The organism is Streptomyces kanamyceticus (assembly GCF_008704495.1).
Lineage (GTDB): Bacteria > Actinomycetota > Actinomycetes > Streptomycetales > Streptomycetaceae > Streptomyces > Streptomyces kanamyceticus.
Genome location: NZ_CP023699.1, coordinates 1,290,107 through 1,313,228, shown reverse-complemented (window position 1 = coordinate 1,313,228; position 23,122 = coordinate 1,290,107). Strand labels below are relative to the sequence as shown.

General features: G+C 72.2%; 19 protein-coding genes. 9 read left to right on the top strand and 10 right to left on the bottom strand.

Features of this window, described 5'->3' with window-relative positions; all coding sequences use genetic code 11:
- The first annotated feature begins 25 nt into the window (after positions 1–25).
- From CP970_RS04880 to CP970_RS04870, 3 genes are all read left to right on the top strand, one after another.
- Positions 26–2,083 (top strand): phosphocholine-specific phospholipase C, encoded by a 2,058-nt coding sequence (locus CP970_RS04880; protein ID WP_150492993.1) that lies wholly within the window; start codon positions 26–28, stop codon positions 2,081–2,083.
- An 86-nt stretch (positions 2,084–2,169) separates the two neighbouring features.
- Positions 2,170–4,722: a valine--tRNA ligase gene (gene valS / locus CP970_RS04875; RefSeq protein ID WP_055553154.1), complete on the top strand. Its 2,553-nt coding sequence runs from the start codon at positions 2,170–2,172 to the stop codon at positions 4,720–4,722.
- A 150-nt stretch (positions 4,723–4,872) separates the two neighbouring features.
- A complete protein-coding gene (locus CP970_RS04870) occupies positions 4,873–5,751 on the top strand; it encodes a phospholipid scramblase-related protein (RefSeq protein WP_055553152.1) in 879 nt (292 codons plus the stop codon).
- 139 nt (positions 5,752–5,890) lie between these two features.
- Here CP970_RS04870 and CP970_RS04865 read toward each other — a convergent pair whose 3' ends face one another.
- Both CP970_RS04865 and CP970_RS04860 read right to left on the bottom strand, forming a co-directional pair.
- A complete protein-coding gene (locus CP970_RS04865; protein ID WP_191094873.1) occupies positions 5,891–6,802 on the bottom strand; it encodes a DMT family transporter in 912 nt (303 codons plus the stop codon).
- Positions 6,799–7,635: a phosphatase PAP2 family protein gene (locus CP970_RS04860; protein WP_079044010.1), complete on the bottom strand. Its 837-nt coding sequence runs from the start codon at positions 7,633–7,635 to the stop codon at positions 6,799–6,801. The genes CP970_RS04865 and CP970_RS04860 overlap by 4 nt, the downstream gene beginning before the upstream one ends.
- Before the next feature lie 151 nt (positions 7,636–7,786).
- On the opposite strand from CP970_RS04860, the gene CP970_RS04855 reads away from it, so the two are divergent.
- The gene (locus tag CP970_RS04855) at positions 7,787–8,371 is read left to right on the top strand and encodes a TetR/AcrR family transcriptional regulator (protein ID WP_055555655.1); all 585 of its coding nucleotides are present in this window, start codon (positions 7,787–7,789) and stop codon (positions 8,369–8,371) included.
- A gap of 200 nt (positions 8,372–8,571) precedes the next feature.
- On the opposite strand, the gene CP970_RS04850 is transcribed toward CP970_RS04855, so the two are convergent.
- From CP970_RS04850 to CP970_RS04835, 4 genes are all read right to left on the bottom strand, one after another.
- Complete coding sequence (locus CP970_RS04850; protein ID WP_063806252.1) at positions 8,572–9,489, bottom strand: DUF2510 domain-containing protein; 918 nt, start codon at positions 9,487–9,489, stop codon at positions 8,572–8,574.
- Between the two features lie 109 nt (positions 9,490–9,598).
- Positions 9,599–10,768 carry an anhydro-N-acetylmuramic acid kinase gene (locus CP970_RS04845; RefSeq protein ID WP_150492991.1) on the bottom strand — a complete coding sequence of 390 codons (1,170 nt, stop codon included), beginning with the start codon at positions 10,766–10,768 and terminating at the stop codon, positions 9,599–9,601.
- 160 nt (positions 10,769–10,928) lie between these two features.
- On the bottom strand, positions 10,929–11,921 hold the full coding sequence (locus CP970_RS04840; RefSeq protein WP_055553007.1) for an acyl-CoA dehydrogenase family protein: 993 nt from the start codon (positions 11,919–11,921) through the stop codon (positions 10,929–10,931).
- Positions 11,921–13,108, bottom strand: coding sequence for an acyl-CoA dehydrogenase family protein (locus tag CP970_RS04835; protein WP_055553006.1), 1,188 nt, complete (start codon positions 13,106–13,108; stop codon positions 11,921–11,923). Before CP970_RS04835 ends, CP970_RS04840 begins: the two co-directional genes overlap by 1 nt.
- A gap of 96 nt (positions 13,109–13,204) precedes the next feature.
- Between CP970_RS04835 and CP970_RS04830 the strand changes: the two genes are divergently transcribed.
- The 4 genes from CP970_RS04830 (at position 13,205) to CP970_RS04815 (ending at position 18,729) form a co-directional block, all read left to right on the top strand.
- Positions 13,205–13,987: an SDR family oxidoreductase gene (locus CP970_RS04830; RefSeq protein ID WP_055553004.1), complete on the top strand. Its 783-nt coding sequence runs from the start codon at positions 13,205–13,207 to the stop codon at positions 13,985–13,987.
- 103 nt (positions 13,988–14,090) lie between these two features.
- On the top strand, positions 14,091–14,738 hold the full coding sequence (locus tag CP970_RS04825) for a TetR/AcrR family transcriptional regulator (RefSeq protein WP_055553003.1): 648 nt from the start codon (positions 14,091–14,093) through the stop codon (positions 14,736–14,738).
- Positions 14,739–14,784: 46 nt separating this feature from the next.
- The gene (locus CP970_RS04820; protein WP_055553002.1) at positions 14,785–15,942 is read left to right on the top strand and encodes an acetyl-CoA C-acetyltransferase; all 1,158 of its coding nucleotides are present in this window, start codon (positions 14,785–14,787) and stop codon (positions 15,940–15,942) included.
- Between the two features lie 138 nt (positions 15,943–16,080).
- The gene (locus CP970_RS04815; RefSeq protein WP_055553000.1) at positions 16,081–18,729 is read left to right on the top strand and encodes an ATP-binding protein; all 2,649 of its coding nucleotides are present in this window, start codon (positions 16,081–16,083) and stop codon (positions 18,727–18,729) included.
- 51 nt (positions 18,730–18,780) lie between these two features.
- Here the strand turns inward: CP970_RS04815 and CP970_RS04810 are convergent, their stop codons facing one another.
- From CP970_RS04810 to CP970_RS04795, 4 genes are read right to left on the bottom strand one after another with little or no spacing between them, the layout of a single operon-like run.
- Positions 18,781–19,833, bottom strand: a complete 1,053-nt coding sequence (locus tag CP970_RS04810; RefSeq protein ID WP_055553011.1) for an NAD(P)H-dependent flavin oxidoreductase — start codon at positions 19,831–19,833, stop codon at positions 18,781–18,783.
- A 35-nt stretch (positions 19,834–19,868) separates the two neighbouring features.
- Positions 19,869–20,639, bottom strand: coding sequence for a CoA-transferase subunit beta (locus tag CP970_RS04805; RefSeq protein WP_055552999.1), 771 nt, complete (start codon positions 20,637–20,639; stop codon positions 19,869–19,871).
- A complete protein-coding gene (locus tag CP970_RS04800; protein ID WP_055552998.1) occupies positions 20,636–21,508 on the bottom strand; it encodes a CoA transferase subunit A in 873 nt (290 codons plus the stop codon). The genes CP970_RS04805 and CP970_RS04800 overlap by 4 nt, the downstream gene beginning before the upstream one ends.
- Complete coding sequence (locus CP970_RS04795; protein ID WP_055552997.1) at positions 21,505–22,287, bottom strand: enoyl-CoA hydratase family protein; 783 nt, start codon at positions 22,285–22,287, stop codon at positions 21,505–21,507. Before CP970_RS04795 ends, CP970_RS04800 begins: the two co-directional genes overlap by 4 nt.
- 68 nt (positions 22,288–22,355) lie before the next feature.
- Here CP970_RS04795 and CP970_RS04790 point away from each other — a divergent pair, with 68 nt between their 5' ends.
- On the top strand, positions 22,356–23,120 hold the full coding sequence (locus CP970_RS04790) for an SDR family oxidoreductase (RefSeq protein WP_055552995.1): 765 nt from the start codon (positions 22,356–22,358) through the stop codon (positions 23,118–23,120).
- The last annotated feature ends 2 nt before the right edge of the window (positions 23,121–23,122 follow it).

Below are 23,122 nucleotides of genomic sequence, written 5' to 3'. Positions count from 1 at the left end.
CCCACACAACGAGGTCCACATACTCATGCCTGAACTCAATCGGCGCCGCTTCATGCAGCTGGCCGGCGGTACCGCGACGTTCGCCATGCTCAACCAGAGGATCGCCCGCGCCGCGTCCCTGCCCGCCCGGCGCGCCACCGGCACCATCAAGGACGTCGAGCACGTCGTGGTGCTCATGCAGGAGAACAGGTCCTTCGACCACTACTTCGGCACGATGAAGGGCGTACGCGGCTTCGGCGACCCGCGCCCGGTGACCCTGCCCAGCGGCAAGCCGGTCTGGAACCAGAGCGGCGGCGGCAAGGAGGTGCTGCCCTTCCACCCGGACGCCGAGGACCTGGGCATGCAGTTCATCGCGGGCCTCGACCACGACTGGGCGGGCGGCCACAGCGCCTTCGCCGGCGGCGCGTACGACAACTGGATCAATGCCAAGTCCGAGCGGACCATGGCGTACCTGAAGCGGGACGACATCCCCTTCCACTACGCGCTCGCCGACGCGTTCACCGTCTGCGACGACTACCACTGCTCGTTCATGGGGGCCACCGACCCCAACCGCTACTACATGCTCAGCGGCCACGTCGGCAACGACGGCAAGGGCGGCGGTCCCGTCCTCGGCAACCAGGAGGCGGGCTACGACTGGACGACGTACGCCGAGCGCCTGGAGCAGGCGGGCGTCTCCTGGAAGGTCTACCAGGACATCGGCGACGGCCTGGACGCGGCGGGCAAGTGGGGCTGGATCGACGACGCCTACCGCGGCAACTACGGCGACAACTCCCTGCTCTACTTCAACAAGTACCGCAACGCCAAGCCCGGCGACCCGCTCTTCGAGAAGGCCCGCACCGGCACCAACGCCAAGGCGGGCGACGGCTACTTCGACCTCCTCAAGGCCGACGTCAAGGCCGACAAGCTCCCGCAGGTCTCCTACATCGCCGCCCCCGAGGCGTTCTGCGAGCACCCCAACTGGCCGGTGAACTACGGCGCCTGGTACATCTCCCAGGTCCTCGACGCGCTCACCTCCAACCCCGAGGTGTGGGCCAAGACAGCGCTGTTCATCACCTACGACGAGAACGACGGCTACTTCGACCACGTCGTCCCGCCGTACGTCCCGAAGGACGCCAACCAGGGCAAGTCCACGGTCGACACCACCCTGGACTACTTCCCGGGCAACATCTCCTACGGCGCCGGGCACTACGGCCTCGGCCAGCGCGTCCCGATGGTCGTCGTCTCGCCGTGGAGCACCGGCGGCTACGTGAACTCCGAGGTCTTCGACCACACGTCGATCATCCGGTTCATGGAGAACCGCTTCGGCGTCAAGGAGCCCAACATCTCGCCGTGGCGCCGCGCGATCTGCGGCGACCTCACCTCCGCCTTCGACTTCAGCGGCAAGGACACCGACCCGGCGGACCTCCCGGACACCGCGGCCTACGAGCCGCCGGACCACGCGCGCCACCCCGACTACTTCCCCAAGCCGCCCGCCAACCCGGCGCTGCCCAAGCAGGAGCGCGGCTCCCGGCCCGCCCGCCCGCTGCCCTACGCCCCGCTCGTGGACGGCGCCGCGGACGCGGCAGCGGGCAAGTTCACGCTCACCTTCAGCGGTGGCGACAAGGCGGGCGTCTGCTTCCACGTCCGCTCGGCCAACCGGACCGACGGGCCCTGGACGTACACCACGGAGGCGGGCAAGACCATCGCCGACACCTGGAACTCGGCGTACTCCAAGGACGCGTACGACCTCTCCGTCTTCGGCCCGAACGGCTTCCTGCGCACCTTCAAGGGACCCGGCAAGAAGGCGGGCCCCGAGGTCATCGCCCGGCACGACAAGAAGTCCGGCAACCTCAAGCTCACCCTGAAGAACGCGGGCACCGCCGACGTGAACCTCACCGTGACCAACGCCTACGGCGGCACGGGCCAGACGTTCAAGGTCAAGGCGGGGGCCTCCGTGGACCACACCGTCGACCTGCGGGCGAGCAAGCGCTGGTACGACGTCACCGTGAAGTCCGACGCGGACGCGGGCTTCCTGCGGCGGCTCGCGGGCCACGTGGAGACCGGCAGCGCGGGCGTCAGCGACCCGGCGATCGCCACGGGCTGACGCTCCGCCGGGGGCTCCGGCGAGGAAGAGAACCCGCGAGGAAATGGAGCGGCGGTCGCGCACCGCCCCGGATAGCATCCGGACGCATGACGAATGCCGCTCCCCGTCCTTCCGGGGCCCCCGACAAGCCCGTCCTCGACGGGCTCGAAGCGAAATGGTCGAGGCGCTGGGACGAGTCGGGCGTATTCGCCTTCGACCGGTCGAGGCACCGGGACGAGATCTTCTCCATCGACACCCCGCCGCCCACCGTCAGCGGTTCGCTGCACGTCGGCCACGTCTTCTCGTACACGCACACCGACACCATCGCCCGCTACCAGCGCATGCGCGGCAGGGAAGTCTTCTATCCCATGGGGTGGGACGACAACGGACTGCCGACCGAGCGCCGTGTCCAGAACCACTTCGGCGTCCGCTGCGACCCCGCCCTGCCGTACGACCCGGACTTCGCCCCGCCCGAGCGGCCGGGCAAGCGGCAGCTGCCCGTCTCCCGGCGGAACTTCATCGAGCTGTGCGAGCGGCTCACCGTCCAGGACGAGCAGGTCTTCGAGGAGCTGTGGCGTGCGCTCGGCCTGTCCGTCGACTGGTCGCACAGCTACCAGACAATCGACGCGGACGCCCGTGCCACCTCGCAGCTCGCGTTCCTGGAGAACCTCGCGCGCGGTGAGGCCTACGTCGCCGAGGCCCCGACGCTGTGGGACGTCACGTTCCGCACGGCGGTCGCCCAGGCGGAGCTGGAGGACAGGGAGCGGCCCGGCGCGTTCCACAGGATCGCCTTCCGCAGCACGGAAGGCCGTACGGTCCTGATCGACACCACCCGCCCCGAGCTCCTGCCCGCCTGCGTCGCGCTGGTCGCGCACCCGGACGACGAGCGCTACCAGGACCTGTTCGGCACGACGGTCCGCACCCCGCTCTTCGACGTCGAGGTCCCCGTGGTCGCCCACCCCCTCGCCGCGCGGGACAAGGGCACCGGCGCCGCGATGATCTGCACGTTCGGCGACACCACCGATGTCACGTGGTGGCGCGAACTGCGGCTCGCCACGCGCCCGGTGATCGGCTGGGACGGCCGCTTCCGCGCCGAGCCGCCGAGCGGCGTCGAGGCACCGGAGGCCGTCGCGGCGTACGCGAAGCTGGCGGGCGCCACCGCGCACACCGCCCGGGAGCGCGTCGTCGAGATGCTCCGCGCGAGCGGCGACCTCCGGGGCGAGCCGCGCGCCGTCACCCACGCGGTGAAGTTCTTCGAGAAGGGCGACAAGCCCCTGGAGATCGTCACCACCCGCCAGTGGTACGTCCGCAACGGCGGCAGGGACAGCGCCCTGCGCGATCAACTCCTCGACCGGGGAGCAGAGTTGACCTGGCATCCGCCGCACATGCGGGTCCGCTACGAGAACTGGGTCGGCGGGCTCAACGGCGACTGGCTGATCAGCCGTCAGCGCTTCTTCGGCGTCCCCATCCCCGTCTGGTACCCGCTGGACGGCGACGCGGAGCCCGACCACGACCACCCGATCGTCCCCGACCTCTCGGCGCTCCCCGTCGACCCGAGCGCGGAGACGCCGCCCGGGTACGAGGCGGCCCAGCGCGGCGAGCCGCACGGCTTCAGCGGCGACCCGGACGTCATGGACACCTGGGCGACGTCGTCGCTCACGCCGCAGATCGCCGGGAAGTGGCTCACCGACCCCGACCTGTTCGCCCGGGTCTTCCCGATGGACCTGCGCCCCCAGTCCCACGAGATCATCCGCACCTGGCTGTTCGCCACGGTCCTGCGCGCCCACACCGGGCACGAGGCGCTGCCCTGGCGGCACGCGTCGATCTCCGGCTGGATCCTGGACCCCGACCGCAAGAAGATGTCGAAGTCCCGGGGCAATGTGGTCACCCCGGGCCACCTCCTCCAGGAGCACGGCTCGGACGCGGTCCGCTACTGGGCGGCGAGCGGCCGCCCCGGCACGGACACGGCCTTCGACACCGGCCAGATGAAGATCGGCCGCCGCCTCGCCATGAAGCTGCTCAACGTCGGCAGGTTCGTCCTGAGCATCGGCGACGTCCCCGAGGGCGCGGCCGCCACCGAGCCGCTCGACCGCGCGCTGCTCGCCGCGCTCGCCTCGACCGTCGAGGAGGCCACCGCGGCCTTCGACGCCTTCGACTACGCCCGCGCGCTGGAACGTACGGAACAGCTCTTCTGGCGCTTCTGCGACGACTACGTCGAACTGGTCAAGGCCCGCGCGTACGGCGACCACGGCGACGCGGCCGCCACCGGCTCGGCACGGGCGGCCCTGCGCACGGCGCTCGACGTCCTGCTGCGCCTGTTCGCGCCCGTCCTGCCGTTCGTCACGGAGGAGGTCTGGTCGTGGTGGCGCGAGGGCTCGGTGCACCGAGCCGCCTGGCCTGACGCGTCCGCGCTGCGGGACCACGCGGGCGACGCGGCGGTCCTGACCACGGCGTCCGAGGTCATCGCGGCGGTCCGCAGGGCCAAGTCGCAGGCGCGGGTGTCGATGCGCGCGGAGGTCGCCAAGGCGACGATCACGGCACCGAGCGCGACGCTCGACCGCTTCGCGGCGGCGCGGGAGGACGTCCGGGCGGCTGGCCGGATCGGATCGGTGGAACTGCGGGAGGCGGAGGGCGGCCTACGGGTCGAGGTGGCGTTCTAGGGGACCTGGGGGTGCCCCGTAAGGGGCGCGGGGAACTGCGCGAACGGCCACGGAGCACCCGCAGGCTGTGCGAAACAGCGAGTGAGTCAGACATCACAACCCCGCAAGGGACTGGCGGATGGCCGATATTCGACGGGTAGGGTGCCCCGAGTGACGACGCATTCGAACACTCCTGCTGGCTGGCACCCGGACCCGCACGGCGTAGCCCAACTCCTGCGCTGGTGGGACGGCGCCCAATGGACGGACCACACGACCCCGGTCCAGCAGCAGGCCCAGCAGGTCCCGCAGGCCCAGCAGGTCCCGCAGCAGGCCCAGTTCCAGGGCCAGTTCGGCCAGCCACAGGCACAGGTCCCCCCGATGGCCGATCCGGCCAAGGTGCAGCGCCAGGTGCAGCACCAGGCCGGTGTCGCACCGGCCGCGCAGGGCGGCGGCACGCTGTTCACGGAGCCGGTCCTAGTGGTGAACCAGAAGGCCAAGCTCATCGAGCTCACCAACGAGTACAGCGTCATGGACCAGTCGGGCAACGTGCTCGGCTCGGTCGTCCAGGTCGGCCAGAGCGTGCTGAAGAAGGTCGCGCGCTTCGTCTCCAGCCTCGACCAGTTCATGACGCACAGGCTCGAGATCCGTGACGCGTACGGCCAGCCGCAGATGATGCTGACCCGGCCCCGCAAGTTCATGAAGTCGCGGGTGATCGTCGAGCGCGCGGACGGTCAGCCGATCGGCGAGATCGTCCAGCAGAACATGATCGGCAAGATCAACTTCGCGATGATGGTGAACGGCCAGCAGGTCGGCGCGATCAAGGCGGAGAACTGGCGCGCCTGGAACTTCTCGATCGTCGACCACGCCGACAACGAGGTCGCCCGGATCACGAAGACCTGGGAAGGTCTCGCCAAGACCATGTTCACCACCGCGGACAACTACGTCCTGCAGATCCACTACCAGCTGCCCGAGCCGCTCCTGAGCCTGGTCGTGGCGACCGCGCTCACCGTGGACACGGCGCTGAAGCAGGACGCTCGCGGCTTCGGGTGACCTTGCCCTTCTTGTACGGCGCCGGTCGCTCCCTTCCGCAGGGGGCGACCGGCGCCGTTTCGTCTCTCCCTCTCACGCGCTCTGCGGGTCGGATGTGGCTGGCCGCGCAGTTCCCCGCGCCCCTTCGGGCGCCACCGCCTCAGGGGCGCGAAAGCCGCAGCGCCGCCGTTTCTGTCGGCTGCCCTGGGATCGACGGCAGATAGTCCGGCACTGGCCCGCCCGCCGCGGTCCGGGGCGAGCGCGTGAGGACGACCACCCCGTACGCCGCGACTCCCGCCCCCGCCACCGCCAGCGCGATGCCGACGAACCCGCCCTGGAGCCGCTCGCCGAGCAGTGTCACGCCGATCATCGAGGCCGCGAGGGGGTTGGCGAGCGTCACCACGGCGAGCGGTGCGCCGAGGCCGCCGCGGTAGGCGGTCTGCGAGAGCAGCAGACCACCGGCGGCGAACGCCGCCACAAGCAGGGCCACGACGATCACCTGCGGGCTGAGCAGCGGTCCCGACCGGTCCGTCACGGCGACCGTCACGGTCTGCGTGAGCGCGGAGGCGACGCCCGAGGCGAAGCCGGACGCGGTCGCGTGCCGCAGTCCGGGGCGGGTGCCGGGGCGGGAGAGGACCCCGATGACCGCCATGGTCGCGGCGGCGACGGTCAGGGCCTCCGGCACGGTCAGGCTGTCGTCGGGCGCGGGGCCCGAAGCGGTCAGGAGCAGCGCGCCGAGGCCGATGAGGGTGAGCCCGGTGCCGCGCCACTCCAGGCGGGTCACCCGACGTCCCGCGAGCCGCGCGCCGAGCGGCACGGCGGCGACGAGGGTGAGCGCGCCCAGCGGCTGGACGAGCGTGAGCGGCCCGTACTTGAGGGCCGCCACGTGCAGCAGCGCCGCGGACGCGTTGAGCCCGACCGAGGACCACCACGCGCCGCTGCCGAGCATCCGCAGCACTCCGCTCTCGCCCTCGGAGACGCGCGAGGCGAGCCGCTCCTGGGCCACCGCGGCCGCGGCGTACGCGGCGGCAGAGACGAGGGAGAGCGCGACGGCGAGCAGGGTGGCGTTCACCGGCCCGCCCCCGAGGCGGCCAGCTCGCGCGCGGCCGCGGAGCGGCGCACGATCAGCGAGCGTCCTGGCTGCGGCAGCCGGATCACCGCGAGCGCGATGCCGAGCAGCGCGCTCACCACGATCGCGTCGAGCCAGTAGTGGTTGGCGGTCCCGACGATCACGAGCAGCGTGAGCAGGGGGTGCAGCAGCCAGAGCCAGCGCCACCGCGACGAGGTCGCCACGATCATGCCGACGGCGAGCATCAGGGCCCAGCCGAAGTGCAGCGACGGCATGGCCGCGAACTGGTTGGCCATGGTGTCGGTCGCGGGTTCGGAGGCGTAGACCGAGGGCCCGTACACCTGCGCGGTGTCGACGAGGTGCGCGGCGTCCAGGAGTCGCGGCGGCGCGAGCGGGAAGCCGAGGTGCAGCACCAGTGCGACGGCGGTGAGCGCGGCGAGCACCCGCCGCGTCCAGACGTAGTGCCGGGGGCGGCGCAGGTACAGCCAGACCAGGAACAGCAGGGTCGCGGGGAAGTGCACCGTCGCGTAGTAGGTGTTCGCGACGTGGATCAGGGTGTCGCTGCTCATGAGCGCGTTCTGCACGGCGCCCTCGCCGGGCAGGTGGAGCGCCCGCTCGGCGTCCCACACGCGGTGCGCGTTGTGGAAGGCCTCGCCCGTATGTCCGTTGGCGAGCTGCCGCCCGAACTTGTAGACGAGGAAGAGTCCTATGACGAGAAGGAGCTCGCGGACGAGGGGCGGTCGGGCAGCTGTGTCCGGCTTCCGGACGGTGGTCGCGTCCGGCTCCCGGACGGATATGTCCGGCTCCCGTTCGGCAGGCTCGGTTCGGGAATCCATCCCCCGGCCCCTTTACGTGATGACAGGTGGTGCGGTGCCGAGTGAGGGATCTCCCCACTCATCGATACGCCAGTGTACCGATACGGAAGCGTACCGGTACACTGGCGTATCGATGAGGCCGATCGGGCCAGTCGCACCGAGGGGAAGAGTCATGACGTCGACGTCGAGCCGCTCGAAGATCACGCCGGAGCGTGAGCAGGAGTTCTACGCGGCCGTCCTCGACCAGCTCCGCGAGTGCGGGTACGAGGCGCTGACGATGGAGGGCGTGGCCGCCCGCACGCGCTGCAGCAAGTCCACGCTCTACCGGCAGTGGAAGACGAAGCCCCAGTTCGTGGCCGCGGCGCTGCGCGCCAGCCGCTGTGTGCGGTTCGCGGAGATCGACACCGGTGATCTCGCGGGGGACCTGCGCGAGGCGGCGCGTGCCGCGGGCGAGCGGTCCGGGCGCGACACCATGCTGGTCCAGGCGCTCAGCCACGCGGTCCTCCAGGACGCGGAGCTCCAGCGGGCGCTGCGCGAGACGCTGATCGAGCCGGAGCTCCAGGCGATGGAGGTGATCATCCGGCGCGGCGTGGAACGCGGGGAGATCGCCGAGGGACACCCGGCAGTGGAATTCGTCACGCTGCAGCTGTTCGGGGTGTTGAGGGCGCGGCCCATCATCGAAGGTGTGTACGCGGACGAGGACTATCTGATCCGCTTCGTCGAGGCCTGTGTGCTGCCCGGCCTCGGACTGACCTGACGCCGACCAGGGGCGTCACATGATCGTGGGCCCGGTTCCGCCGGATGACGGGATCCGGGTCTGCCCGCGCCGCACCGTGGGGACGGGGGCGGCGCGCACCACCAGGCCGGACGGGGTTCCTCCAGAGCGGTGAGGAACCCCGCCCGGCCGATCGGGAGCCGGTCCCGCACCGGCGTCCCGACCGCCGACGGGCGAGTCGGCTACACGTCCTGGCCGGCACCCCCGCCGCCGACGCTGCCCTTCTTGATCCCCTTGGTGATCGTGTCCATCGCCGAGAGCGACGGGGCGTCCTTGTTCACGTCGATGCCCATGCGGACGACGACGAGCTTCGACTTGTCGGCGGGGGAGGGGAAGGCGAGCGACTGGACGTAGCCGTCGTCGCTCTTCTGCGTCACGGCCTTCCAGCGCACGAGGTAGCCCTCCTGGCCCGCCACGGTGACCTTCTTGGAGGCGAGCACCTGGTGCGAGGTGATCTTGCCGTAGGTCTTGCCGCCGTACCCCTGCTTGGCGTTCTTCGCGATGTCCGCCTTCGCGGCCGCCTCGGGCGAGGAGTCGTCGAGCTTGAGGTCCTCGGCCGACTGGGAGTACGCGCTGCCGCGCGTGCACTGCTCCGAGGTGTTCCCGGGGCAGGGGATCGGTTCGGTCTGCACGCCGGCACCCAGCTTCGTGGTCCCGCCCGCCCAGCCGTCGGGTATGGGGATCTTGATGCCGTTGACCGGGTCGGTCGCGAACCCCTTCTCGCCCTCGGGCGAAGGCGCCTGCGGTCCCGGGGATTCGGGCGCCCCCGGATTCCGCGGGGCCTGCGGCGACGGCTTGTCCGCCACGGCGTCGCCGCCGCCGTCCCCGTCGTCGTCGGAGGTCAGGACGTACACGCCGCCGCCGATGCCCGCGAGCACGACGGCCGCCACGCCCGCCGCGATCACGACGCGCAGTCGGCGCCGCGGGGCGGGCGCCTGTCCGGGATGGGCCGGATACACCGGCTGGGTCGGGTACGCGCCACCGTCCGCGGCGCGCACCTGATCCGTCCACACGCTCCCGTCCCACCAGCGCTCGGTGGGAGGTCCGCCGGCCGTCTGGCCGGGATCGGGATACCAGCCTGGGGGAGTCATCTGGGTCATGGGCGCCAGCGTATGAGCCCCGCGTGAAAGCAGGATGAGAGGGGGCCCGAATCGGCCGCGTCAGCCCGGTTCCTGGCCCTGGCCACGCGCTTTCCCGGGGCCCCTGGGGTCAGTGTCCCTGGCCGTTGATGACGAGGCGGGAGGGGGCCGCGTCCAGGGCCACCGCGGGCGGCCAGGCGGCGCGCCGCCCCGGCGTGATCGAACCGAGCACGCTCGGATGCCGGGCCCCCGTGCTCGCCGGGTCGGTGCCGGGCAGCCCGTGCAGGGTCAGGAACCCGAGCACCGCGAAGGCGTACGCCTCCTTGGCCGCCGACGGCAGCCCGAGCTCGTCGGAGGTCCGCACCGGCACCGTGCCCAACTCCGCCCGCAGCGCGGCCATCAGCGCCGGGTTGCGGGTGCCGCCGCCGGAGGCGACGACCTCGGAGGCGGCCACCGAGCGGACCGCGTCGGCGACCGTGCGGGCGGTGAGCCGGGTGAGGGTGGCGACCACGTCCTCGGTGGGCAGTGCCTCGTACTCCTTCAACGCCGTACGCAGATACGGCAGGTGGAAGAGTTCCTTGCCGGTCGTCTTCGGCGCGGGCAGTCCGTAGTACGGCTCGGCGAGGAGCTGACCGAGCAAGCCGTCGTCGACCGTGCCCCGTGCGGCCAGCTCGCCGTCCAGGTCGTACTCCAGACGCCCGCCCGTCGCCTCGTGCACCGCGGCGTCGATGAGGGCGTTGGCGGGGCCCGTGTCGAACGCGGTGCCGTCGGGGGCGGTGATGTTGGCGATGCCGCCGAGGTTCAGGGCGGCGGGGGCGCCGGGGCGGCCGCGCAGCCACATCCGGTCCACCATGCTGACCAGGGGCGCGCCCTGACCGCCCGCCGCGATGTCACGGGGCCGGAAGTCGGCGACCACGGGCAGCCCCGTCGCCTCGGCGATCCACGCGGGCTGCCCGATCTGCAGGGTGCCGTGCACCTGCCCGTCCGCCACCCAGTGGTAGACGGTCTGGCCGTGCGAGGCGACCAGCTCGGCCTGCCCGTCGCACAGTTCACGGTCGGCCTCGACCGCCGCGGCGGCGAAGGCCCGCCCGATGAGGGTGTCCAGGCGGCAGACCTCGGCGAGCGTGGTGTCCGCGGGCGGCAGCGCGGCGGCGAGCCCCGCGCGCAGACCCGCGTCGTACCCCCGGCTGATCAGCCCGAGCGGAGTGAGCGTCAGCCTGTCCCCGTCGAGCGTCAGATCGGCCGCTGCCGCGTCGATCGCGTCGTACGAGGTCCCTGACATGAGCCCGATCACGCGCACGTGGGGCCTCCTTCCGGGTCGGCTCAGCGGAGTCTTTGATCATCGCACCTGACGGGCGGGGGTCAACGCGTCTTGCCCGAAACAGGCACGGGGTGCAGCTGCCCACGAGCCACGGAAACATCCCTCGCGCCGCCGCACGGCGAGGGTCCCGCGGGCCGCGTCACTCCTCCCCGCGCGCGGCGAGCACCCGGCCGCGCCACACCCCGGGATCTCCCCAAGCCCCGCGCAGCGCACGGGCTTTGGTGAGCCACAAGGAGAGGTCGAACTCCGCCGTGTACCCGATCGCGCCGTGCAGCTGGAGCGCGGCGCGCGCCGCCCCGTACGCCGCCTCCGCCGCCGTCACCTTCGCGGCGGCGACATCACCCGGCGCCCTCGTCAACGCGGCGCCGAACACCAGCGGCCTGGCGAACTCCAGGCGCACCAGGACATCGGCGAGCCGGTGCTTGACGGCCTGGAACGTGCCGATCGGCGTGCCGAACTGGGTGCGCTGCTTGACGTACGCGACGGTCCTGTCGAGCAGCGCGAGGCCCACGCCGAGGGACTGGGCGGCGGTGGCGAGCGCGGCCCAGTCCCTCGCGTGCCGCGCGGCGGCGGCCACGGCGGGTCCCGACGCGAGCAGCTCCCCACCGGGCAGCGGCGCGGCGAGTCGCCTGGCCGGGTCCAGGGAACGGCGCACGCGCGCGTGCCCGGGGGCGAGCCGCAGCCCGTCGTCCGCCACGGCGAACAGCAGGTCCGCCGCGTCCGCGTCGAGGGCGTAGGGCCCGCCGTCGGGCAGCGTCAGCGTCGCGCCGCGCCCGCCCGCCGCGAGCGAGGGCAGGAACCGCTTGGCGGGCGCGGTGTCACCCAGCTCGGCGAGGCGGGTCAGGAGCGCGCAGGACGCCACGGTCTCGACGGCGGGACCCGGCACCGCGTGCCGCCCCAACTCCACGAAGGAGACGGCCGTTTCGACGGACAGCGGCCCCACGCCCTCGTACTCCTCGGGCACCGGAAGCGCGAAGACCCCCGCGTCCGCGAGCCGCGCCCACACGGCCCGCCCCGGCGCGTGGTCCCCCGCGCCCCAGGCGCGCGCGGCCGCGACGGTGTCCGCGCCGGTCAGCATCGCGTCGAGCGAGCGCGCGAACTCGCCCTGCTCGTCGTCGAGGAGGAACCTCATCAGCGGCGTCCCTTCGGCAGTCCGAGCAGCCGCTCGGCGATGATGTCGCGCTGGATCTCGTTGGTGCCCGCGTAGATGGGGCCCGCGAGCGCGAAGACGTACCCCTCGGACCAGCAGTGGTCCTGCGCCGCCTCGCCGTCGGTTAGGCCCTCTTCGGTCAACTCGCCTTCGGGGCCGAGCAGATCGAGCGCCGTCTCGTGCAGCGCGATGTCGTACTCCGACCAGAAGACCTTGTTCAGGCTGGACTCGGCGCCGATCGTCTCCCCCGCGGCGAAGCGCGACGCGCTGGCCCAGGTGAACAACTCGTAGGCGCGCGCCCCGATGACGGCGTCGGCGACGCGGTCGCGCAGCGCCGTGTCCGCCGGGTCGCCGACCGCCCGCCAGTTCCGTACGAGACGGTCCGCGGAGGCGAGGAAGCGGCCGGGGGAGCGCAGCATCAGTCCGCGTTCGTTGCCCGTGGTGGACATGGCGATCCGCCAGCCCTGGCCGGGCTCGCCGAGCACGTCGTCGTCCGGTACGAAGACGTCGTCCAGGAAGAGTTCGGCGAAGGCGGGCTTGCCGTCCAGGCGCCCCACGGGACGCACCGTCACCCCTTCCGCGTCCAGCGGGAACATCAGATACGTCAGCCCCCGGTGCGGCTTGTCCCGGTGCTTCTCGTACGGCTCGCTGCGGAACAGGCCGAACGCGCGGTCGGCGAACGCGGCCCGCGACGACCAGGTCTTCTGCCCGCTGAGCAGCCAACCGCCGTCCGTGCGCCGTGCGGTGGAGCGCAGGGACGCCAGGTCGGAACCCGACTCGGGCTCGGACCAGGCCTGCGCCCAGATCACCTCGCCGCTCGCCATGGACGGGAGCACCCGCGCGCGCTGCTCCGCGGTGCCGTAGTCGAAGAGGGTGGGCGCGAGGAGGTTGATGCCGTTCTGCGAGACGCGGCCCGGCGCTCCCGCCGCGTAGTACTCCTCCTCGAACACCAGCCACTTGACGATGTCGACGCCCTGTCCGCCGTACTCCTCGGGCCAGGACACCACCGACCAGCGGTCGGCCGCGAGCTCCCGCTCCCACGCGCGGTGGGCCGCGAAGCCCTCGGCCGTCTCCAGCGACGGCAGCGGCCCGGGCGGCACGTGCGCGGCGAGCCAGTCGCGTGCCCGCCGCCTGAACTCGGCTTCCCCTGCGGTGAATTCGAGGTCCATCCGTGGCCCACCAACCCTTCCCTAACAAGTGTTTGGTAGATTAGCCTGAAGGGTGTACCGCAGTCGAGAGTCCGAGACCGAATCGGGGGGCCGCCCATGGAAGCACCCGGCTACGTGCCCGCGCACGACCTGCTCGCGGGCCGCACCGCCGTGATCACGGCGGCCGCGGGGGCGGGCATCGGCGGTGCCACCGCGCGCCGCTTCCTGGAGGAGGGCGCGCGCGTCGTCATCGGCGACGCCCACGCCCGGCGCACCAAGGAGTCGGTGGCCGCGCTCGCCGACGAGTTCGGCGCCGACCGGATCGACGGGGCGCCCTGCGACGTCACCGACGCGGCGCAGATCGAGACGCTGTTCGACCTGGCGGAGCACCGACACGGGCACCTGGACATCGTGGTGAACAACGCGGGCCTCGGGGGCACCGCGGAGCTCACCGAGATGACCGACGAGCAGTGGGACAAGGTCATCGACGTCACGCTGAACGGCACGTTCCGCTCCACCCGCGCCGCACTGCGCCGCATGCGGGCGGCCGACCGGGGCGGCGTGCTCGTGAACAACGCATCGGTGCTCGGCTGGCGCGCCCAGGCGGGCCAGGCGCACTACGCGGCGGCCAAGGCCGGGGTCATGGCCCTCACCCGCTGCGCCGCCGTCGAGGCGGCCCCGCACGGCATCCGGGTCAACGCGGTGTCGCCGAGCCTCGCCATGCACCCCCATCTCGCCAAGGTCACCTCGCCCGAGCTCCTCGAAGAGCTCACCGCACGCGAGGCGTTCGGGCGGTACGCGGAGCCGTGGGAGATAGCCAACGTCATCGTCTTCCTGGCCAGCGGCTACTCCTCGTACATGACGGGGGAGACGGTCTCGGTCAGCAGCCAGCACGCCTAAGGGTCGGGCCCCGAAGGGGCGCGGGGAACTGCGCGACCAGCCACAAGCGGCCCGCAGCGTCCGACGGCGAATCCAGCGAAGCGCTTGGGCGGAGAATGACCGTGTGTCGAATCCGAAACAGAGCACCAGTGACAAGCAAGGCACCAGCAAGAAGAAGCCCCCGGTGACCCCGTCGCCCGAGCGCCGCCGCGAACTCCTCGGCATCGCAGCCGACGTCTTCGCCGAGCAGGGGTACAACGCGACGACGGTCCGCAAGATCGCCGACGCCGCGGGCATGCTCGCGGGCAGCCTCTACTACCACTTCGACTCCAAGGAGTCGATGCTCGAAGAGATCCTCCGCACCTTCCTCACCGAGCTGTGGGACGGGTACGACAACGTGCTCCGGGCCCACCTCGACCCGCGCGAAACGCTCGAAGCCCTCGTCACCGAGTCCTTCCGGGAGATCGACCGGCACCGCGCCGCCGTCGCGATCTACCAGAAGGAGTCCAAGCACCTGGTCGCGCAGCAGCGCTTCCAGTACCTGTCCGACTCGCAGCAGCGCTTCGAGAAGGCCTGGCTCACCACGCTGGAACGGGGCGTCGCGGAAGGAGTCTTCCGCGGCGACCTGGACATCCGGCTCGCCTACCGCTTCGTGCGCGACACCGTCTGGGTCGCCGCGTCCTGGTACCGCCCCGGCGGAGGCCACAGCCCCGAGGAGATCGCCCGGCAGTACCTGTCGATGGTCCTGGACGGCATCTCCGTACGCACGTAAGCGGCGCGCCGTCGCACGGCGCGCCACGACCGAGGAGTACGCAGTCATGGCCGAGGCCTACATCGTCGAAGCGGTCCGCACGCCCGTCGGCAGGCGCAAGGGGGGACTCAGCCAGGTCCACCCCGCCGACCTGGGCGCGCACGTCCTGACGGCGCTCGTCGAGCGCTCCGGCGTCGACCCCGCCGCCGTCGAGGACGTCGTCTTCGGCTGCCTGGACACCGTCGGGCCGCAGGCCGGGGACATCGCCCGCACCAGCTGGCTGGCGGCCGGGCTCCCCGAGGAGGTGCCCGGCGTGACCATCGACCGGCAGTGCGGATCCTCCCAGCAGGCCGTGCACTTCGCGGCGCAGGGCGTCCTGTCCGGCACCCAGGACCTGGTCGTCGCGGGCGGCACACAGAACATGTCGATGATCCCCATCGCCTTCGCGTCCCGGCAGGCCGCCGAGCCCCTCGGCCTCACCGAAGGCCCCTACGCGGGCAGCGAGGGCTGGCGCGCACGCTATGGGGACCGGCCCGTGAACCAGTTCCACGGCGCCCAGCTCATCGCCGAGAAGTGGGGCATATCCCGTACGGACATGGAGGAGTTCGCACTCCGCTCGCACCGGCGGGCGATCCGCGCCATCGACGAGGGCCGCTTCGAGCGCGAACTCGTCGCCCACGGCGAGGTCACCGTCGACGAGGGCCCGCGCCGCGACACCACCCTGGAGAAGATGGCGGGCCTGGGGCCCGTCCTGGAGGGCGGCACGATCACCGCGGCCTGCTCCTCACAGGTCTCCGACGGCGCCGCCGCGCTGCTCATCGCGAGCGAACGGGCCGTGCGGGAACACGGGTTGACGCCCCGCGCCCGCATCCACCACCTCTCCGTGCGGGGCGAGGACCCCATCCGGATGCTCTCCGCGCCGATCCCCGCCACCGCGTACGCCCTCAAGAAGAGCGGCATGACCCTCGACGACATCGACCTCGTCGAGATCAACGAGGCGTTCGCCCCCGTGGTCCTCGCCTGGCTGAAGGAGACCGGCGCCGACCCGGAGAAGGTCAACGTCAACGGCGGTGCGATCGCCCTCGGCCATCCGCTCGGGGCGACCGGCGTGAAGCTGATGACGACGCTCCTGCACGAACTGGAGCGCACCGGCGGCCGGTTCGGGCTCCAGACGATGTGCGAGGGCGGCGGCCAGGCGAACGTGACGATCATCGAGCGTCTCTGATCTCCGCTCCGCCGGCACGCGGAACCGACGACTCTCACTCCTTGCGGGAGTACCTGCCCGGACCGTGCTCCGCGGCGGCCCCGACCCGGCTAGTCTCGACTTCTGTACGTCGATTGAGCGACCCCGGGATGTAGCGCGATGACGCAGGGACGGCCCGGAGGAGCCGCCTGGGCCCCGCTGTGGGAGCGCGAAGACGAACTCGCCGCGGCGGCGCGGGCCGTCGAGGAGCTCTGCGCGGATGTCACGACGGCCGGCGGTCTGCTCACCTTCAGCGGGGAGGCGGGCATCGGCAAGACCGCCCTGCTCTCCGAAGTGCGCCGCATCGCGGAGGGCAGGGCCACGGTGTGGTCCGCGCGCGGCGGGGAGACGGTCACCTCCGTACCCTTCAATGTCGTACGGCAGTTGCTGCAGCCCGCGCTCGTCTCCCTCACACCGGAGGAGGCCCGCGAATATCTCGGCGACTGGTACGAGATCGCGGGCCCTGCCCTGGGCATAGCCGAGCCCGGCGGGCGCCAGGCCGACCCGCAAGGCGTCTGCGACGGCCTCGTCGAAGCGGTCTCGCGCTTCGCCAGGCTGCACTGGCCGCTGATCCTCGTCATCGACGACGCGCACTGGGCCGACCAGGAGACCCTGCACTGGCTCGCCGCGTTCGCCCAGCGCCTCGACGAACTGCCCGTGCTCGTCGTGGTCGCCCACCGGCCGGGCGAGGCCACCGGCGAGAGCGCCCGCCACCTCGCGTCCGTCGCCGCCGTGGCCCGCTCCTTCACCACGCTGCGCGCCCTCACCCCGGACGCGGCGGCGGGACTCACCCGCGCCACACTCGGCGAGCACGCCGACGCCCCGTTCTGCCGCGAGGTCTGGGCGGTCACCGGCGGCAACCCCTACGAATCCGTCGAACTGCTCGCCAAGGTGCAGGACAGCGAGCTGGAACCGGTGGAGAGCTCCGCCGACGGGCTGCGCGCCCTCAACCGCAGCGCCCGCGGCCGCGGTCTCGTCAACCGCCTCGAAGGACTGGGCACCGACGTCACCCGGTTCGCCTGGGCCGCCGCCATCCTCGGCACCGAGATCTCCCTCGACCTGGCGGCCAGACTCGCCGGACTGTCCCGCGACGCCGCCGAGCGCTGCGCCGAACGCCTGTGCGCCGCGCGCATCCTGCTCCCCGGCGCCGAGGGCCTGGAGTTCGTCCACCCGCTGATCGCCAGTACGGTCTACCGCTCCATCCCCGCCGCCACCCGCACCGCGATGCACGGCCAGGCCGCCTCCGTCGTCACCCACTCGGGACGCGGTGCCGCTGCCGCCTCCCGGCACCTCCTGGAAGTCCACCCGGACGACGACCCCGAACTGGTCGAGCAGCTGCGCCAGGCCGCCTCCGAACACCTCGCGGTCGGCGCGCCCGACGCGGCCCGCCGCTGTCTGGAGAGGGCCCTGCGCGAGCCGCCGCTGCCGGAGATCCACGCGCGCGTGCTCTACGAACTGGGCTGCGCCACCCTGCTCACCTCGCCCGCCACGACCATCTCCCACCTGCGCGAGGCGCTCTCCGTGCGCGGCCTCGACCAGGCGCTGCGCGTCGACGCGGTCTGCCGCCTCTCCCAGGCCCTCGTCCACAACGACCAGCTGGAAGAGGGTCTGCGGGCCATCGCCGAGGAGGCCGCCCGGCTCGAACCGGGGCCCGCGCGGCTGCGTCTGCAAGCCGTCCACTACATGTGGGAGGGCATCCACGCGGGCGAGGAGGACTCCCCTGGACGTTCCCGGCGGCTCGCCGCGCTCGCCGGACCGCTCTCGGGCCGCGACAACCCCGAGCGCGCCCTGCTGATCCTGCGCGCCTTCGACGCGATGACCCGCGGCGAGAACGCCGAACTGGTCGTCGAGCTCTGCGACCGCGCCCTCGTCAACGGGCGGCTCGCACCGGGACTCGGCTGGACCGACACCGAGTGGGGCTTCGAACTCCGCCTGATGCTCGGCGGTTCGTACGCCTTCTCGGACCGGCTCGACCGCGCGGAGAGCCTGTTCACCGAGGCAGTACGGGCGTACGAGACGGCGGGCTGGAGCGGCGGACACCTCGCCCTGTCGCACGCCTTCCTCGGCTATGTGTACCGCAGGCGCGGACGGCTGCACGACGCCGAGAAATCGCTGCGCGAGAGCCTGCGCCTGGCCGACCGGGTCGGTCAGGGCCTGCCCATGCACTGGGAGGCGGCCAGCATGCTCATCGACACGCTGCTCGCCCGTGGCCACGTGGACGAGGCGGGCGCCGTCGCCGACCGGTACGGCTTCGCGCCGCCGTCGGCCTCCACGATCTACGTGCCCGACGCGCCGTCCGTCCGCGGCAGACTGCTGCTCGCGCTCGGGCGCACCAAGGAGGGGCTCAACGAACTGGAGGCGACGGCGAAGGCGTTGACCGCGCGCGGCCAGTACAACACCGTCCTCGCGCCGTGGGCCTACGACCTCGCCCGCGCGCTGGCCCACGAGGACCCCAAGCGCGCGGCGCACCTCGTCGCGGACGCCCGCATGCAGGCCGAGCGCTTCGGCACGGACACGGCGATCGGCGAGGCGCTGAGGTGTGCGGCGTCGCTGGAGACGGGGGCGCGGTCGGTCGCGCTCTACCGGCAGGCGGTGACGTATCTGGAGGCGTCTCCCTGTGCGTACGAGCACGCGGTGGCGCGTGTGGAGTACGGGATCGCCGCGGAGTCGGCGGTGGAGCTCGAGCGGGGGCTCACGTTGGCGCGGACCTGCGGAGCGGATGGTCTTGCCGACCGGGCGCTGGATCGTTTGGGGCTTGTTCGGCGGTGAGTCGCTGTGGTCCGGGGGCCTGCCTCGGGGCTCTGCCCCGGACCCCGGTCCTCAATCGCCGGACGGGCTGATCCTGGTCACCGTCTCCGCTGCCTCCGTCATGATCCTCTCCACCAGCTCCGCGCACGTCGGGAGGTCGTCTATCAGGCCCGCTACCTGGCCGGAGGCCATCACTCCCGCGTCGGGGTGGCCGTCCACCATCGCCGACTTGAGCATCATCGGGGTGTTCGCCGCCAGGAGGATCTGGCTCCAGGTCAGGTCCTTGCCGTGTCTCATCGCCAGGCCGTCGCGGGCCATGCGGGGCCAGCTGAGGCCGGAGAGCTTCCGGAACGCCGCCGCGTGGCGTATCGCGCGGGTGAGGGAGGCGAGGCGGCCGGACTTCTCCAGGGATGCCACCAGGTCCGTGCGGAGCATGCGGTGGGGCAGGCCGTCCACGCGCGTGGTGACCGTGATGTCCTTGACGGAGGCCGCGAGGTAACGGGCCTTGACCGGGTCGGGGACCGTCGAGTCCGAGGTGAGCAGGAAGCGGGTGCCCATGGCGATGCCCGCCGCTCCGTAGGCGAGCGCGGCGACCAGGCCCCGGCCGTCGTAGAAACCGCCCGCGGCGATCACCGGGATGTCCACGGCGTCGACGACCTGGGGGAGCAGGACGGACGTGGCGACCTCGCCGGTGTGGCCGCCGCCCTCGCCGCCCTGGACGACGACCGCGTCGGCGCCCCACGCGGCGACCTTCTCGGCGTGGCGCCGCGCGCCGATCGACGGGATGACGATCACGCCCGCGTCCTTGAGCTCGGCGATCAGCTCCTTGGAGGGGGCGAGCGCGAAGGAGGCGACCCGTACTCCTTCGTCGATGATGACGCGGACGCGGTCGCGCGCGTCGCCCGCGTCGGCCCGCAGGTTGACGCCGAAGGGCGCGTCCGTACGGGACGTGACCTCGCGGACGGCCGAGCGGAGCTGCTCGACCGTCATGGTCGCCGAGGCCAGGATGCCGAGGGCCCCGGCGTCGGCCGTCGCGGAGACCAGGCGCGGGCCCGCCACCCAGCCCATGCCCGTCTGCACGATCGGATGCCGGACGCCGACCAGCCTGGTCAGTGCGGTGTCCAGGGAGGGTGGTCGTGGGGGAGTGGCGGGCTCCCGCGTCATGCGCGCACCTCGCGGTCGCGCAGGCCGCTCGGGTCCACCACGTCGCGGATCAGGCGCAGTTCCTCGCGGGTGGGCTCGCGGGTGGCGGGGACGTCGTCCGGCAGCACCAGCTCGAATCCGGTGGCCTCGCGCACCTGGTCGACGGTGACGCCCGGGTGCAGGGAGACCAGGCGCATCGCGCGGTCGGGTGTCGCGAAGTCGAAGACGCCGAGGTCGGAGACGACGCGGCGCAGGTCGTGGAAGCGGGTCGCGGCGGGTCCCGCCGCGGCCGCGCTGTCGTGGCCGACGCCGCTGATCATGTCGACCTTCGCCACGAACACCCGGGTCGAATGGCGCGGGATCCAGTAACTCACCGGATTGTTGAGCGTGTTGACCGGGGCGCCGCGCACCCCGAGCAGCTGCCTCTTGGGGCGCTCCCAGTCGCCGATGCAGGAGATGTTCTGGTTGCCGAAGCGGTCGATCTGGCTCGCGCCCATCATCACGTGCCGCCTGCCGCCCATCACCATCGTGAGATGCCTGCGGTAGGGCAGCCAGCCCTCCGTGACCGCCGACGCGGCGCCCACGGCGGGCACGTCACCGATCAGCAGCGCCTCGCCGTCGGTGAGCAACAGGTCGGGGGAGAAGGTCAGCTTGGCGAGGCGGGCCGCGACCGCCGGGACCGTGCCCATGGGGGAGGCGAGGATCTCGCCCGCGTCGCGCCAGGCCTCGGCGCAGGCGATCACGCAGTACTCGGCGCGGGTGGCGGTCCGTTCGGTGGTCGACGTCATCGCTGCTCCTTGTGCCAGGTCTGGACGGCCAGGTGGTACGCGCGCTCGTCCCCGGCGAGGAACCGGGTGCGGAAGGCGTCCCAGGCGTCCGGGTCCGCCGCCGCGGTGGCGTACGCCTTCTGGAAGGGCTCGTCGCGGCCGTAGTCGGGCACGCAGGAGGTGAAGTGCGCACCCTTGGGCGTCTCGGCGACGCCCGTCACGGAGTGCCGGGAGATCAGCATGGTCTGCGGCGCCGCGTGCTCGGTGAGGGCCGCGGACTCCACGACGCGCTCGCACGAGACGTACGCCGTGTCGGCCGCCTCGCAGAAGAGGTCGTCGAAGTACGGGTCGGGGCCCAGGTACTGGCCGTTGCCCGAGCGGTCGGCGCGGTTCATGTGGACCAGCGCCGCGTCCATCCGCAGCGCGGGCACGGCGACGAGCTCTTCCCCGTCCTCGTACGGCGAAGTGACCGTGCGCAGCTGGGGGTTGACCCGCAGGACGTCCGAGCCGAGGCCCGCGCGGATCGGCAGGAACGGCAGTCGCTGGGCGCCCGCGGTGAGGCCCTGCATGAACATCGCCTCGTCCAGCTCGACCAGTTCGAAGGCGCCACGCTCGCGTGCCGCGCGGAAGTGCGGCTCCAGGGGGATCGAGTCGAGCGTGGTGAAGGCGGTGATCAGCTTGCGGATCCGGCCTGCCTGGGCGAGCAGGCCGACGTCGGGCCCGCCGTACGAGACGAGGGTCAGGTCGGTGACGTCCGACCGCAGCAGCGCGCGCACCAGTGCCATCGGCTTGCGCCGCGAGCCCCAGCCGCCGATGCCGAGCGTCATCCCGCTGCGCAGCCGCCCCACGATCTCGTCGGGCGTCATCCTCTTGTCGAGCGCGCCGGTCATGCCCTGCCCTCCCTTGGTGTCTCCTGCGTTCCTTGCGTTCCTTGCGTGCCGAAGTCGTCGCGGATGCGGTCGGCCAGGCCGCTGAGGTTCGCCTCGAAGGTGAAGCCCTGCTCGAAGCGGTAGCTGCGGTGCACGTCCACGGGGTCGATGCCGTTGATCGCGGCCTTCGCGAAGCGCAGCAGCGTGCCGTCCTTGCGGGCGATCTCCCGCGCCAACTCCAGCGCTGCCTCGTGCAGTTCGGCGCGGGGGACGACCCGCCACACGGAGCCGTGCGCGTGCAGCTCGGCGGCGGTCGCGGTGCGCGAGGTGTAGTACAGGGCGCGCATCAGGTGCTGCGGCACCAGACGGGCCAGGTGGGTGGCGGCGCCGAGCGCGCCCCGGTCCAGCTCGGGCAGGCCGAACGTGGCGTCCTCGCTCGCCACGATCGCGTCCGCGTTGCCCACCAGGCCGATGCCGCCGCCCAGGCAGAACCCGCCGACGGCCGCGACGACCGGCACCTCGCACTCGTACACCGCCGAAAAGGCCGTGTAGCAACCGCGGTTGGCGCCGATCAGCGCGGCGTGACCGGTGTCGCGCTGCATCTCCTTGATGTCCACGCCCGCGTTGAAGCCGCGGCCCTCCGCGGTCAGTACGACGCAGCGCGTCTCGGGGTCGCGTCCGGCGGTGAGCAGGGCGTCCGCCAGGTCGTACCAGCCCTGTACGGGAAGGGCGTTGACGGGTGGGTAGTCGACGGTGACGACGGCCACGCCCTTGTCGGGGACGGAGGTGGAGACAGGCATCAGAGGATCCGCTACCTTTCAATCACACGCCTTCAACCAAACATTTGTTAGTTGGAAAGGTAGCAGCGATGACTGACACACGACAGGTGGTCGTCGTGACCGGCGGCACCCGGGGCGTCGGTGCCGGAATCGCCCGGAGTTTCCTCGCCGCGGGCGCCCGGGTCGTCGTCTGCGCCCGCAGGCCACCGGAGGAGCCCGTCGAAGTGGCGGGCGAGAGCGCCGAGTTCCGGCCGCTCGACCTGCGCGACGCCGCGGCGGCCCACGGCTTCTTCGCCGAAGTCGCCGCCGACCACGGCCGCGTGGACGCGCTCGTGAACAACGCGGGCGGCACGCCCTTCGGTCTGCTCGCGGAGTCCGCCCCGGCCCGCCAGGCCAAGATCGTCGAACTGAACCTGCTCGCCCCGCTCTACGCCTCGCTCGCCGCGTACGAGGTGATGCGAGGTCAGGAGGCGGGCGGCAGCATCACGATGATCGGCAGCGTCAGCGGGACCAGGCCCTCGCCGGGCAGCGGCGCCTACGGAGCCGCGAAGGCGGGCCTGGAGAACCTGGCGGGCACCATGGCCGTCGAATGGGCTCCCGCCGTGCGCGTGAACACGGTCGTGCTCGGCCTCGCCCGCACCGAGAGCGCCCACCTGCACTACGGCGACGAGGACGGCGTCGAACGCGTGGCGCGCACCGTTCCGCTGGGCCGTCTCGCCGATCCCTCCGACGTCGGCGACGCCTGCGTCTTCCTCGCCTCCGACCGGGCCCGGTACATCAGCGGCGCCGCACTCCGGCTGCACGGCGGCGGCGAGCGCCCCGCCTTCCTGGACGCGGCGTCCGTCAACCACTGAAC